General features: G+C 47.4%; 15 protein-coding genes. All 15 read left to right on the forward strand.

What is annotated here, in order from left to right:
* Positions 1-56: 56 nt before the first annotated feature.
* Positions 57-281 (forward strand): helix-turn-helix transcriptional regulator, encoded by a 225-nt coding sequence (locus tag BFJ94_RS22305; RefSeq protein ID WP_120464609.1) that lies wholly within the window; start codon positions 57-59, stop codon positions 279-281.
* Positions 282-369: 88 nt separating this feature from the next.
* Positions 370-726: a hypothetical protein gene (locus BFJ94_RS22310; RefSeq protein WP_120464610.1), complete on the forward strand. Its 357-nt coding sequence runs from the start codon at positions 370-372 to the stop codon at positions 724-726.
* A 20-nt stretch (positions 727-746) separates the two neighbouring features.
* Positions 747-1,628, forward strand: a complete 882-nt coding sequence (locus tag BFJ94_RS22315; RefSeq protein ID WP_120464611.1) for a hypothetical protein — start codon at positions 747-749, stop codon at positions 1,626-1,628.
* Complete coding sequence (locus BFJ94_RS22320; protein WP_120464612.1) at positions 1,625-1,873, forward strand: hypothetical protein; 249 nt, start codon at positions 1,625-1,627, stop codon at positions 1,871-1,873. Before BFJ94_RS22315 ends, BFJ94_RS22320 begins: the two co-directional genes overlap by 4 nt.
* Positions 1,874-1,968: 95 nt before the next feature.
* The gene (locus BFJ94_RS22325; protein ID WP_120464613.1) at positions 1,969-2,334 is read left to right on the forward strand and encodes a hypothetical protein; all 366 of its coding nucleotides are present in this window, start codon (positions 1,969-1,971) and stop codon (positions 2,332-2,334) included.
* Positions 2,334-6,332, forward strand: a complete 3,999-nt coding sequence (locus tag BFJ94_RS22330) for a hypothetical protein (protein ID WP_120464614.1) — start codon at positions 2,334-2,336, stop codon at positions 6,330-6,332. The genes BFJ94_RS22325 and BFJ94_RS22330 overlap by 1 nt, the downstream gene beginning before the upstream one ends.
* Complete coding sequence (locus BFJ94_RS22335; RefSeq protein WP_162944376.1) at positions 6,329-8,422, forward strand: phage tail protein; 2,094 nt, start codon at positions 6,329-6,331, stop codon at positions 8,420-8,422. The genes BFJ94_RS22330 and BFJ94_RS22335 overlap by 4 nt, the downstream gene beginning before the upstream one ends.
* Before the next feature lie 61 nt (positions 8,423-8,483).
* Positions 8,484-8,945, forward strand: a complete 462-nt coding sequence (locus tag BFJ94_RS22340; protein ID WP_120464615.1) for a hypothetical protein — start codon at positions 8,484-8,486, stop codon at positions 8,943-8,945.
* A gap of 53 nt (positions 8,946-8,998) precedes the next feature.
* On the forward strand, positions 8,999-9,190 hold the full coding sequence (locus BFJ94_RS22345) for a hypothetical protein (protein ID WP_120464616.1): 192 nt from the start codon (positions 8,999-9,001) through the stop codon (positions 9,188-9,190).
* Positions 9,180-9,758, forward strand: a complete 579-nt coding sequence (locus BFJ94_RS22350; RefSeq protein WP_120464617.1) for a hypothetical protein — start codon at positions 9,180-9,182, stop codon at positions 9,756-9,758. The genes BFJ94_RS22345 and BFJ94_RS22350 overlap by 11 nt, the downstream gene beginning before the upstream one ends.
* On the forward strand, positions 9,751-10,215 hold the full coding sequence (locus tag BFJ94_RS22355) for a phBC6A51 family helix-turn-helix protein (protein WP_120464618.1): 465 nt from the start codon (positions 9,751-9,753) through the stop codon (positions 10,213-10,215). Before BFJ94_RS22350 ends, BFJ94_RS22355 begins: the two co-directional genes overlap by 8 nt.
* A 901-nt stretch (positions 10,216-11,116) precedes the next feature.
* A complete protein-coding gene (locus BFJ94_RS22360; RefSeq protein ID WP_120464619.1) occupies positions 11,117-11,647 on the forward strand; it encodes a hypothetical protein in 531 nt (176 codons plus the stop codon).
* Positions 11,648-11,780: 133 nt separating this feature from the next.
* Positions 11,781-11,900 carry a putative holin-like toxin gene (locus tag BFJ94_RS22365; RefSeq protein ID WP_438803714.1) on the forward strand — a complete coding sequence of 40 codons (120 nt, stop codon included), beginning with the start codon at positions 11,781-11,783 and terminating at the stop codon, positions 11,898-11,900.
* An 87-nt stretch (positions 11,901-11,987) separates the two neighbouring features.
* The gene (locus tag BFJ94_RS22370) at positions 11,988-12,677 is read left to right on the forward strand and encodes a helix-turn-helix domain-containing protein (RefSeq protein ID WP_162944263.1); all 690 of its coding nucleotides are present in this window, start codon (positions 11,988-11,990) and stop codon (positions 12,675-12,677) included.
* Positions 12,678-12,697: 20 nt separating this feature from the next.
* The coding region (locus BFJ94_RS22375; protein WP_120465370.1) for an IS3 family transposase at positions 12,698-13,482 on the forward strand (785 nt) is incomplete at its 3' end.

Raw genomic sequence — 13,482 nt, forward strand, 5'->3', positions numbered from 1 at the left:
CGTTCTTTTATTTGCCCCGATAGTAACGATTATGACATTAAAGGGGGTTTGTAACAGTGAACGGGGTGGCCGTAAGAGCGGTAAGAATAAGTAAAGGAATGACGCAGGAGGGTTTCGCCAAGATTTTAAATGTATCGCGATCATGTATTGCCGCAGTGGAGAGCGGGTTCAGGCCCGTATCTCCTGCATTGCGAATTAAGATCGCGCAGGCATTCGGGACTGGCGAAGATATTACCGAAGCTATCACGCGGGCCCGAGAGTCCGAAAAACTAGCGCTGTAATAGGCGCTTTTTATTTTGCAATATCACTCTATTATATTACCGTGTTAATTAATTATAGTTTAATAACTTTAAGGAAGGATGATGTCTAGTGTTAACGGAGCAGTTTACTCCATCAAACATTGACTTCACAAACAAGGAAACAATCATAACCAGCGTGGAAGCTCGCGTAGCTGGCTGGAACAAGTATCTTAAGCAAGTGAGGCAAACAGATGTTGACCCACTTCTTCAACAGATGAAGAAATCCAAGCAGGCATATTTCGCCGCCCTTAACGGGCTAAAAGAGAAGGCGCACGAAATTGCAACTGAGTCCGTCAAACTACAGGATCATATTATCGAGAAATATGCATCTGGCGCGCCTGTTGGCAGTTTGGACATTAGCTATTCAGCAAACCGCAGCGCTTATATTAGTCAAAACGAAGTAACCAGCCAGAAAGTAATTTATTAAAACAATTGGGGGGGATCAGGATGAGTTATCAAAAAGCAAAAGCAAGCCTTAAGAGAGCGCGTGAAATTGAACAATCATCTAGTAGCATGATGTTGGAATACAAGCGAAAGCTAGCAGATGAATTGGCTAAAATTGACGCAGACCGTCGATTCACGGCCGAAGGAAAGGAAGAAGCAAAAGCCGAGATTAAGCAAAAATATGCAATTGAGTTTTTGAAAAAATCCCACACAATGAAACAGGAATATGTTGCAAACGTTAAGAAATCGATTCGAGAAGCAGAAAAGGTTATTTACACACCACCTAAAAAGCCGGACGCGGTAAGACTAGGTAGATTTGAGGATACTTTCAAATCACTTAAGACGGAGCTCATGTTCATAATGTCGAAAAGAGCAGCTTTTGAAAAGTTGCGCGGGTTTACCGAGGGGCTGGACGATCCGTATCTTGCCAATCGTGTCCGCGAGGATTTTGCGGAGATTGCTTCGAAAATCCTATCGGCACCGGGAGACGATAATATCTCGAAGGGCGTAGGCGCTGGGGAAATCAAGGTTTCCGCCCGTGCAGAACTCGGCGAGCTGTATGAAGGCTTGCTCAAACCATATCAGAGTGAAGATTTCCGCGGGGCCAATGAGATCATAGAGGTTGCGAAAATGATCGACGAAGACCCGCGCATCCACCGCAGTCCAATCGTTAATAACGCGGCAAAAGAGGCGTTTGGATCGGAGTACGCTCGGTATATCAACGATACGGAATCCTTCTTCGCCGCGCATCCGGAGCACATGCCGGAACCATTTGTCGATGAGGAGGGCGACCGCATCCGTCAGACTGCGGAGGATGTCGCTTGGGTATACCGGGACGCTGTAAATCCGACGTTGAGTTTAGACGGAAAGGGTGAGGACGAGTGAGCGATGATGTTTTAGAGATTGCAAATAAACGCTTGATCCGCGCAGAGTTTTTGATTGCGTCAAGAAATGCCGGAGTCCGGACGGATGCGCTAGATGCTGCGTATAAATTAGCCGATTTGTCCGGCGTGTCTATCGATGATAGCGGCAAGGTATGGGGAGTTGATGACGCGATTCAAGAACTAAACGCAGAAAGTAAATGGTTATTCGCACCAATTGAGAAACCAAAGGCGCGGACAATTGGCTGACCGACAGGAGTGGGCTGGCGTCTTAACAATCGGAAATAGTAAGCAGCAGGGCGGGCCTTCGGGTTCGCTTTTACTTTTAATCTAGGGGGATAACTATGAGATTTATAAAACCAAAAACGAAAAAATTGACCATCGCTGGGAAGCAAGTCACCGCCTCAAAAATTAAACTTATGCAGTGGAGCGAGTTGTCGAGGGAACTGCATGTAATTCCCAGGGCTTTGTTAAGCGCGCTCACTGCCGAAAAGGAGGATATTCCTGCGTTTATCTTGGTCGCGTTAGATCAATCATTAAGTGAGATAGCTAGAATTGTATCCATTCTGACAGGAATTGAACCGGAAGACATAGAGAAGAACGCAACAGCAAGTGAGCTTATCGAATACTTAAGCGAACTCATTGAGATCAACGAGATAAGATCACTGGCGAAAAAGGTCCGCGCTCTATTTGAAGGGAGTATCTCCTAATGTCAGAAATGGTAGATGTCGGGGGCGTTAGGGCTCGTGTTACGGCAGATATTTCAAACTACGCGAGCGCGATGGATCAGGCAAAAGCCAAAGCGCGCGAACTCGGCGAGCAGAGTAAGAAGGCTGCGGCTGACATCAAAACGATGGGGGATTCGGGCGAGAAAATCGCCCACCTCTCGGCGTCCCTTGAGAATGTTAACGCAAAGATTGAGCTGCAGCGACGTAAGCTTGCAGAACTAAAGAAACAATACGCAGAGACGTTTAATGCCGCGGATAGGACTAAGCTTGAGCAGCAAATTCTTAATGTCGAAGCTAACCTTCTCCGGCTAATCAAAGTATCAGATAGTACCGCGGCCCGTCTTAATGCGCTCGATGATGCTGCGGAGAATGCCGGAAAGGGTCTTTCAAGTTTCGACGATAATTTGAAAGCGATCGGCCTTTCTACGGAGCAGATATCGAAAGTAAGTAAAGCGCTAGGCACAGTTAACGCACGACCGACAGAGGCGCAACTCCGGGCCGTCCGGGACGAGTTAGTACGCGTCGGTGCCAGCGCCGATCAGATCGAGAAGGTTGAGCGGGAGCTTAAAGGTGTAACGGAGGAAGCTGAGAAGACAAAGGCCGGAATTAATGGTCTAAGCGCCGGTTTGTCAGCGTTAGGGGCCGGTGCAGCCGCGTCTAAGATCGTGGATACTATTAAGACGTTAGCCGAGGAAGCCAACCAACTTAACATGTCGTATCGTGGCGTGTATGCGGTAGCTAAATCGACGAATAATAGCGTCGAGGATTCCGTTGGTTTAGTCGAGGAGTTATCGGAACGTTGGAGTTTGAACCGCGCAACGGTTGCGGATACGGTTAAGACGTATTTATCCGCGGGGCTGACGCTCGAGGAAACAAAAAACATGATGATCGCAACGGCGGACGCCGCTGCCTATAACCGCGAGGCACATTACACGCTAGAACAAGCAATGTTACAGACCGCACGCGGGATTAAACAAGGTAACTCGAACCTGACGGACGCGGCCGGGATCACGACGAATTTATCAGTTATGTACGATCGTTTCGCGAAGACTCTCGGCACAACTGCCGGAAAGCTTACGGAAACGGGCAAAATTCAAGCGGCCTATAACGGAATGATGGCGGAAGCCGCAATGTTTGCCGGTAATGCCGACGAAGCTATGGCGGGCTATGCGGGCACTCAAGCAACATTTAACAGCACGATTGAACAGGCGCGGACAGAAATAGGCGGCGCTTTTTTGCCGATACTACAGGACCTTCTCGACGGTATAACTCCGCTTATCAAAGGAACGGCTGAATGGGCGACGGAGAACAAGGACATCGCGGTAGGGATTGGAGCAGCTTCTCTCGCATTTACATCGTTTATTGCAGTAGTTGGCGCGCTGTCAGCGGCCTTTATCGTACTTAAATCCGCGATGGGAGGCGTTGGCCTCTTACTTACACTTGTCGGCGCAGTTGCTGCCGGGGTAACGGCGTATGGTGTGGCCGCAGATAAAGCAGCAGGTCAGGTTTTGCGACTCGCTCAAAGTCAGGAAGAGCTTAACGCGAAGATGGCCGATTCTCTTTCTTGGACATCTAACGATTTAAAAAACGCACGCGCTGACATCGAAGAACTTAGGGACATACTTTCAGAACGCGAAAAGTTGCAGAAGAAAATGGAAGAGCTGCAGGCCAAGCTGCCGGATTACTCAAAGGTAAAGGCCGGTTCCGCTGTAACGATCGATCAAGAACTCGCGAAAGAGATAAACAAAGTGCAGCAGGAAATCGACGCGCTCGATAAATCCCTTCGTAAAATGGACTTTGAAACGCCGGAGGAAGCGGCGAAAGCAATCGAACATTTACGTGAGGCGAGCGAGGGCGCCGTTAACGCTATTCTCCAAGAGCAGGACGCGACATTCCAGCTCGCAGCGACGAACAACGAACGTTTGAAGACGTTGGAAGCGTCGTTGGAAACGTATAAAAGCCTAACCGCACAACAAGAACTGGACGCCGCGCAAAAGGCAGAGCTGCGCACCGCCACACAATCGTTAACATCAGCCTACCCCGGTCTTCATGCGATGATGGACGAAGAGGGAAACTTGCGGATTGAGAATATCGATCTTGCAGAGACGCAGATGGGTGCAGAACGCGACATGCTGGACGCGACCCTCGACTATGAGAATCAACGACTAGAGTCGTTAAGACGAACTACCGAGGAGCAAAAGAAATCCGTAGAGGCGCAGATCGAGAACTACAAGGCGCTGATGCAGACAATGCTTGACGTTATTAACGCGGATAATGCAACGTCGAATATCGATTCTTTGAACGCGGAAAAGTTGAGTATCCGAAATGGAAAAAATCTAGACGAGCTTTACGTCGATCAGAATCGGATACAATCCGCCCTTAACGAAATCAACGAGAGACAAGCGAAGCTAAAAGGCGGAAATATTCCGGGGTCTGGCTCCGGCGGTGGCTCTGCTCTATTCGATCCAGGCAAAGAGAAAGAAAAGAAGCCCAAGAAGGAAAAGAAGACGAAGTCGGCCGCAGAACTCGCCGCCGAAGCTCGTAAGAAGGCATATGATGCTGATCTTGCGACGATCCGTTTCCAGGCGGAAATGTTTGATTGGTCAACGGACAAGCAGATTAAGGCTTACGAGAGATTGCGTAAGACTCACGAACGGCATCTCAAGGATACCGTCGACGATCGGCGCACACTCGACCTTCAAGTTAAGCGCTTGAACGAGGACACCGTTAAGTCTCAGTTTGATTTCTCTGCGGAATGGATTAAGCAGGAAGAGCGCCGAATGGAGTTATCGGGTAAATCCGAGAATGAGATTGCGAACATGAAACTTAAGGCGTGGACTCGCGTGAGAGACCGTTATGCCGCAGATTCCGAGTTTTATAAGCGGGCGGATGACCAAGTTTACCAGGCGCGTAAGGCGTTGATGGACAAGACCGTGAAGCTCGCGGAGGACAGCGTTAAGGTGCAGAAAGCCTCGATCGAATCCGTCAAAAAAGCGGAACTTGACGCAATTAAGAAGCGGAAAGAGGCGGCGCTTGCCGATTATGATGCGCGGATCAAAGCTATTGATGAGTTGATCGCGAAGGAAGCGGAATATAACTCGGATGTCGATCACGAGACGGCATTGCGTGAGAAGAATGCGCGAATTGACGAACTCGCTTCCGCAGTCGGTCCCGAAGGTATTGCCGAGCGTGAGCAAGCGATTAAGGACCGCGACCGGATGATTCTCGAACACGAACGGGAACTCCGCAAGCGTGAGCTCGAGTCGCAAAAGGGCGCGATACAGGACGAGAAGAATGCGCGATCTGACGCCTTTGATACGGAGATCGCGGAAACCGAAGCGCAGTTTGATAAGTTGATCGACGCTTTTAATTCGTATTCTGGCGATATCAAAATGATCGAAGCGGTTCTTGCGGAATTCCGCGTAAGTGAAGCGGGCAAAGCTAACGCGGCTATTCTCGAGGAACTTGATTCGTTTGTTTCGCAGTACAACGCAAAGATGGCGCAGGTCGAGACACTTCGGACAGCGGACGAACTGGCGGAGTATAACGCGAATAAGGACGCATGGGCGGCCGCTAAAGCACGTGGAGATACGGCGGAAATGGCACGGCTGAATGTGCGGAACCAAGCGATCCGGGATAAGTACGGCATATTAGAAGATTCCGGACAAAAGTTACAGTCTTTCGCGGTCGGTGGTATCGTTCGGGGCGCTAACGGTGAGCCGGTTATCGCGCAGGTACACGCGGGAGAAATGGTACTTAATGCACGGCAGCAGGCCGTATTATTTGACGCGTTACAGGGCGCTGCATCGCGGACAGTATCGCAGCCAGGCGGGGCAGTTACGACAACGACAATCACGAACCACTATGATCTTGGCGTGGACGAGGTTGTTCTCGAAGACAGGGCCGATATAAGGGGATTTTTCGATGAACGGGCACGGTTCGCGCAACGGACACAAAATAGAGGTGATAAGGCAATATGATGCAATATTTGCAGTCATACGATAGAAGTCGTAAGCGTATCGGCATATTAGTCGATGCTTACGATGTTACGCGGCTAAGACGGATAAACTCCGACGATGAGATGGCCTTTTTTGTACCGATGAACTCTGAGGATTTTCGCAGCAAGATACAGCTTAAAGGGCAAATAAAGGACGAGCGCGGCCAGTTCTACACGGTGAACAGCATAGAGCGCGTCAGGGATGGGCAGAAACTAACGGCGGCGGTAAAGTGTAAGCACGTTATGTTCAACCTTCGCGAATATAAAATCCCTTACGCGTCCTATATTAAGGAGCTTTATGGCGCGCACATATCGCAATTAACCGACAGAATAGCGGCTGCTACCGGCGGCCGTTTTTCGTTTGTCATTCACGACACCTTCGATCTGTACGACATTAAGGATTGGGGCCGCACGAACTGTCTGGCCGCGTTAAATGACGTTCTCAAAATGTATAATGCCGAGATTGAAGCGGACAATTACACGCTTCATATTCGAAAGAAGATCGGCGCGGATCACGGACACCAATACCGACTCCAAAAGAATATAGTTTCCTCAAAATTCTCGGACACTACTGAAAGCCTTGTAACGCGGCTATATGTTCAGATGAAAGACGGCCGCACGTGGATCGGACAACCGGCGACGATCTTGACCGCGGAAGAACGGGCGCGGCTCCAAGCGATACCTGGCGCGATTGTAAACGGGATATTACAGTCTAACTATTTAGTGTCACAGTATGCGGACGTGTGGGCGTCCCCGGATATTCCCTACTATGACGGCGAATTGATCGAACAGGACATTACCGACGTAGCCGAGTTATTGCGATCAGCACGCAAAACGCTCACTGATAATGAAATCCCATCGTTTGAAGTAGACGTGTCCGCGGCTGATTTGCACAAGCTGGATAGGACGGAGACACAGCCCGGCCTCGGCGATACCGTTCATTGCCTCGATCCGGCTCTCGGACTGGATAACGTAACGGCGCGTGTTGTCGAGATTACCGAATACCCGTTCGCGATGGATAAGCATTCACAAGTCAAAGTAGCGAATGTGATGCGTAAGGACTTCGCGGAGATAATGGCCGACCTAGAGCGCGCAAAAGGTATCGTCAATAATATGACCTCTGGCGGCCTTATCCGTACGGAACTATTCGAGGCCTTCGCGAAGGAAGCGGTCATCGACGTAAACAATTCGAAAACGGAAGTTAAGTACGACACGCGCGGAATTGTGCTACAGGACAAAACAGACGCGCGCAATCAGGTTATTATGACGTCGAACGGCATCATATTAACGACTGATGGCGGTGCCACTGCGAGGACCGCGATTACGCCGAAATATATTAACGCGGAAGTAATAAGCGGACAACTCGGCAGTTTCGTGTCTTTGTTAATCGGTGACGGAAATAATGTTACACAGATTAATACAAATGGGATCGCGGCCGGGAACACGACTTTTAGTTCCGCGCCGTTCCGCGTTGATATGCAGGGAAACGTTACCGCGAACAAACTAACCGCGAACTCTGCACAAATCAATACGTCTAACTTAAATTCATCTACGTGGAAGGACGGGTACTTCTCAGGGAATATTACGGCCCAGGGGACGATAACCGGCGCGAACCTAATCGGTGGTAGTATTACGTCTAATACAGATATTAATGTTACGAGAGACGCGCGTATCGGAAACGTTTTATATATGGGGCTAACCGGGCAGACAAATGACCGTCGAATTGAGTTTGTAGACGGTGGAGTATACCGTTCATATATCGGATTTACAAACTCGACAAAGCAACTAGAGGTATACGGAGCGAATGACGTCCGGATTAGTAGTGGGCTAGATATAACGCTATCAGCTATGAGCGCGACATTACCGGCTTATTCCTATATCGGATCACCTACGGAAAGCAATCGAATAGTTGTCACTTCACAATTAGCGGGTAAGGCGGATACATCCGCACTAAACAATAAAGCTGAGGTTAGCGAGGCAGGGTACAGTTTAGCGTTCGATGCTACGACTCGAAATTTGAAGATGTACAGCCGTACCGGGCAAACACTAGCTACGGTAAATATACCAAAATAGTATTTAATAGTGCCTCCACGTTGGGTATAATTAACAAAAAGGAACAGTGGAGGCGTGACAGATGAAAAAACTAGTTATTACAGCGGTTGCAGCAACCTTTCTACTTTGTGGAACAGTCGTCGGCGCGGCTGGAAATAGTCTAATCGGTAAGAAAGTAGACGGGATTGCCCAAGTAAATAATAATGGAGAATTGACGGAGGCGAGGGCGATAATCGTTGATGGATCGGCTTATGTATCCGTGAGAGACGTCGGAAATCTAGCAAATAAAAAGGTAGGATACTCACAGGGGGTTGTATCTTTGGACGATATTTCAAGTTCATCAAGAGAAAGCATTGAACAGAAGATAAAAAGTAACGAGCAGAGGATAAGTGAGTTAAAGAAGATTCAAGAAGAAGGTTATGAGGTAGAAAAGAACTCGGAATATTTTAAATATGACCAAAGCGAATCGTATAAAAGAACGAGCCAAGAAATAGAAAATCTTGAGAAAGAAAACGAGGCACTTAAAGAACAACTAAACAAATAATTAAAGGCCGTCCTTTCGGGGGCGGCTTTACTATTTCATTCGGAGGGGATCGCATGATTCAACGTAATCTAATCGAATGTACGATCGATATATCGCAGCCGTTGCCGGAGCTTGCCGCAGTTATTTCCGCGGTACTAGCGACGCGGCCGGACGTTGATGCACGGATAGAGCTACTTCACGCGCTCGAGGATCAGATAACTACCGCTCTGCTTGCGTTAGAGGGAGGTGAAGAGGATGACGAATGATGAGCTTCGTGTTGACATCGCGGCATTAACGGAGCGCCTGCGTCAAATCCGTATCGAACAGGGACTTACGCCCGATCCGCCGGAGCGAGAAGATTTCGTAGATATTCCGTTATCGCTTGCGCTAGTCGAACGCCTGCAGCCGTTCCGAGCAATCGCGGTCAAATATGCGTCGATCCTAGCGGCTGGACAGGTTACGCGGATTGATATGGACAAGCTTGTGGAGTATGAGGAGATTGCGCATATGCTCATGCGCTCGGTCGGATTCTGGTGCGGACTTCACGGATTCAGCGCGGGAGCAACGCTTCAAATGATGAAGCACATTAACGAAATGATCGACGCGGGCAAGACTGACGAAATTAATACGAGCGACGAAATGCGTAAGATTCGCATCTACATCGGATGGATGACGAAAGATGACGGCCTGGGTCACGACCTATTCGACCAACACGGCAAATACGATATGGACGCGCGGGAGGAAGCCAAGCGCCTATTAGCCGATCCGGATGCGCTACAGGCTGCGATTGATGCCGCGAATAAGATAATAGAGGAGGACGATACTGATGAGTAGACAACGGAAGGTATTAGAGGCGCAGCTCACACCGCAGCAACAGAAGGCCGCGCAGTTATATGTTCAGAACGAATGGGGCGAGTTATTGGGCGAGGGTGGGAAGAAGAAGACAATGCAGGAGCTCGCGGATGAGTTGGGAATCGCTCGCTCGACTTTATTCGAATGGAAATCGCAAGAGCATTTCGCAGCTTACATTAACTACTTGTCTGAGCGTAATCTCGACGCAATGCGTTCGGAAGCCTACGTTCAATTAATGAAATTGATTCGCGGAGGAGCAAACGGAGTTCCTTCCGTTAAAGCGCTTGACCTGTTCTTCCGTCGCTACGGATTGCTTACCGATCGTACTGTCGTTGAGGATATGCGTGATACCGTTCAGACGCGAGTTAAGACTGACGAAGAGATTCGCGCGGAGATCAGCGAATTAGATGCGATGATTAACGGGAAAGAAGCGAGCTAAGACGTAGGGAGTCCGATAGATGTGCGCCTGTGATAACGTGTAATCATGCGTGTTACAGGCGCTTTATTTTCGGATTTATTCGGACTAATACCGCGATTCACCTGCACGCAGCTCCTGGCAGACACGCGCCTACAAACTCGGGGGTCAAACGGCTGGGTGCGGCCTTTTCGGCTTTTTCTCGTTGCATAAACGATGTATAAACGTCTCGATCCGCGGTGAATAATTTACCAGTGGGAATCGTGTTAAGCCGCGCCATTATGCGAAAGGTACTGGAAATGTATATGCGGTGTATAACGCGGAATTATGCATATACGGTACAAACCGCGTAGTGGTGCGGGTTTACAGCGAGTCGGAGGGGCAACGTTTATACTGTGCGTTGGGGGTATCGGTTGCATACGAGTGCATATCGTAAACCCTACGATTATTCAATGCTTTAGTGCGGTAACGCATTACCCCAAGGCACCCACGCGAAGGGGCGACAGCAGGCCCCCGTACAATGCGCGCAGCTTCCAAATCTCATAGGTAAAAAATGTGAATATTAGAGTTGTGTTTATCGCGGACATGGGTTATAGTGGAAGTACGTAGGGCTTCGTATTATGCGTAGGTCATCGGATAAATGCACGTTTAAGGCTACGTGCAGAATACGAGAGGTAACGCCCCTTAAACGCACTCGTAATGCGTAGGTCGGTGGTTCGAATCCTCTCATCAGCATCCTTACTTATTCAAGCGCAGCGCGGTTCCCGAGAATTCCGGGGGGTCGCGCTTTTTTTGTGCAAAAAGCAGATCTTCTACCATTCTTCTAACCTTTCTTGCTTTAAAGTATAAAGTAAAGCAGGATATTATTTCTACTAGTCGAACTTAAAATTTGAAAAGTCCAATCTAGAAGAAGGTGGTGAATGAATTGTCAATCAAACAAATCGGTTATCTCTCAGTGCGGTTGTTGGCTATCTATATATTTTCTCTTGGAATCATCCAATTGGGAAATACGATAAATGTGTGGTTGCAATTGAGAAGCTTGAACAATGGTCCGAATGCGGATCATTCCATATTTTTTGTGAATACTTTAGGACCCTTTGTTCTGTTAACGCTGATCAGTGTGATCATATGGTTCAGTGCAAATAAATTAACAAAGTATCTGGTTCATATGGATGAAAAAGCTGAGACCAAAGTCACCAACTTGGGCTTGAAAGAAGTTCAGTCATTATTGTTTTCAACGGTTGGTTTAGTTTTGCTTGCACGATCCATACCGCAATTATTTCAAATTATCCCTGAAATAAAAATGATCAATAGTAACTTACTATCAGATCCCGCTATTAATAAATCCTATTTTTTCATTGTACAAAGGATATTTGAATTTATTTTAGGTCTTTCTCTTTTTTTAGGATCAAAAGGACTGGTTACGATTTTAAACAAACTCAGAGGTAACCACTGAACCTTCTATAACCAAACCAAATGTGCTAGAGCGCCCAGGAAGGCGTTTTCTATTTTGGCCATTTTGCTATAATAGGACTTGTACATGAAACGGGCTTAAAAGGGCGGTCGGCTAATCTCCCGGAAGGGAGGTGATGCCTGTGGAGATTAAAGACGCTTTGACGATCATGATCAGTTTTGGTGGGCTAATTATAGCGCTGCTGACGCTGGTTGTAACCATCGTCGTAGCGATTAATCAAAACACAAAGAAATAGACCGCCCTACCTATGATATGCTCCCATCATAGTAGACAGTAGAAAAAAACAAAAACTTCTACTTCTATAATGATGGGAGTTTTTCTAATGTCCAAAAAGAGTCCAATTTCTTTTGAGATCAAGTTACATGTCGTAGAACGTTGTCTTCAGAATGAAACTAACCCAACTCATGAAGCGAAACGGCTTGGGGTAGATAGGCACACCGTCACAGAATGGGTTAGAAAATATAAAGCAGATGGTTTTGAGGGATTAAAGAAGTCTAGAGGGTGGAAAGCCTATTCAAAGGATCTGAGGCTTACTGCAATCATGGATGTCCTATCCGGTAATCATTCCATACGGGAGGCGACGAAGAAATATCATATTTCGAGTAAAAGTGTTTTGACGAGATGGATTTCCAAGTATACTAGTGGGGAAGAAATGAAACCTACTCGTAAAGGAAAAGGACTATCTCATATGAATAAAGGACGTAAAACCACTCTCCAAGAACGTATTGAAATTGCTCAATATACGATCGCTAATGATTTCGATTATCAGAAGTCGATTGAGAAATACAAAGTTTCTTATCAACAGGTGTATGCATGGGTTCGTAAATATCAATCTGGCGGTGAGGATGCGCTTCATGATCATCGGGGACGTAATAAGCCTGTAGAAGAGCTAAATGATCATGAACGGCTCAAGCTTCGGATCAAAGAACTAGAGGCGCGAAATGAGTACCTGGAAATGGAGAACGCCCTTGCAAAAAAGTTGGCAGAGATCCGGCGACGAAATACACGTTAACCTTAGTTCGACATGTAGACTTGTATCAAGCCATCCAAGAACTGCACTCGGAGAAAGGCTACGCCATCACAAAGCTGTGTAAGCTAGCTGGAGTCGCTAGGTCTGCCTATTATAAATGGCTGAAATGGAAGCCATCCACCAGAGAACTTGAAATGATTTCACTCGCTAAGGAAGTAAAGCTGCGCTATGACAAGAGAAAAGGAGCACTCGGATACCGTCAAATCCGCACCCAATTAAACCGAAAACTCAAGAAAAATTACAACAAAAAGCGTTACTATCGAATCATGTGTGCTCTTGGATTGAAAGCAGTCATTCGCAGGAAACGACCCAACTATGTGAAAGCTTCAGAAATTCATGTAGCGGAAAATGTAATGAACCGTGAATTTCAAGCAGATGCTCCTAATATGAAGTGGTGTACCGACGTTACAGAATTGAAGTACGGGAACGGTCGTAAAGCCTATCTGAGTGCTATTCTCGATGTATACGATAACTCTATCGTCTCATGGGTGTTAAGCCCCTCCAACAACAATAAACTCGTCATGGATACGGTGAAGAAAGCCTACTGTAAGAATTCGGGGGTCACTCCACTTCTTCATAGCGATAGAGGCTTCCAATATACCTCACATGAGTATAATTGGCTCCATATAAAATACGGATTTATGAAAAGCATGTCTCGTGTAAGCCGATGCTTGGACAACCAACCTATTGAACGATTCTGGGGCACTTACAAATCAGAAAGCTATTATCTTACAAAGCACGATACCTATGAAGACGTCCTCAAAGACGTTAAGGAATATATTCATTA

Source organism: Paenibacillus aceti, from assembly GCF_003614185.1.
In the GTDB taxonomy this organism is placed as follows: Bacteria; Bacillota; Bacilli; order Paenibacillales; family Paenibacillaceae; genus Fontibacillus; species Fontibacillus aceti.

Excerpts from the sequence above, each read along its gene's own strand:
- BFJ94_RS22315 (WP_120464611.1), top strand. The coding sequence starts at position 747 with ATGAGTTATCAAAAAGCAAAAGCAAGCCTTAAGAGAGCGCGTGAAATT.
- BFJ94_RS22325 (WP_120464613.1), top strand. The coding sequence starts at position 1,969 with ATGAGATTTATAAAACCAAAAACGAAAAAATTGACCATCGCTGGGAAG.
- BFJ94_RS22330 (WP_120464614.1), top strand. The coding sequence starts at position 2,334 with ATGTCAGAAATGGTAGATGTCGGGGGCGTTAGGGCTCGTGTTACGGCA.
- BFJ94_RS22335 (WP_162944376.1), top strand. The coding sequence starts at position 6,329 with ATGATGCAATATTTGCAGTCATACGATAGAAGTCGTAAGCGTATCGGC.
- BFJ94_RS22340 (WP_120464615.1), top strand. The coding sequence starts at position 8,484 with ATGAAAAAACTAGTTATTACAGCGGTTGCAGCAACCTTTCTACTTTGT.
- BFJ94_RS22345 (WP_120464616.1), top strand. The coding sequence starts at position 8,999 with ATGATTCAACGTAATCTAATCGAATGTACGATCGATATATCGCAGCCG.
- BFJ94_RS22350 (WP_120464617.1), top strand. The coding sequence starts at position 9,180 with ATGACGAATGATGAGCTTCGTGTTGACATCGCGGCATTAACGGAGCGC.
- BFJ94_RS22355 (WP_120464618.1), top strand. The coding sequence starts at position 9,751 with ATGAGTAGACAACGGAAGGTATTAGAGGCGCAGCTCACACCGCAGCAA.
- BFJ94_RS22365 (WP_438803714.1), top strand. The coding sequence starts at position 11,781 with ATGCCTGTGGAGATTAAAGACGCTTTGACGATCATGATCAGTTTTGGT.
- BFJ94_RS22370 (WP_162944263.1), top strand. The coding sequence starts at position 11,988 with ATGTCCAAAAAGAGTCCAATTTCTTTTGAGATCAAGTTACATGTCGTA.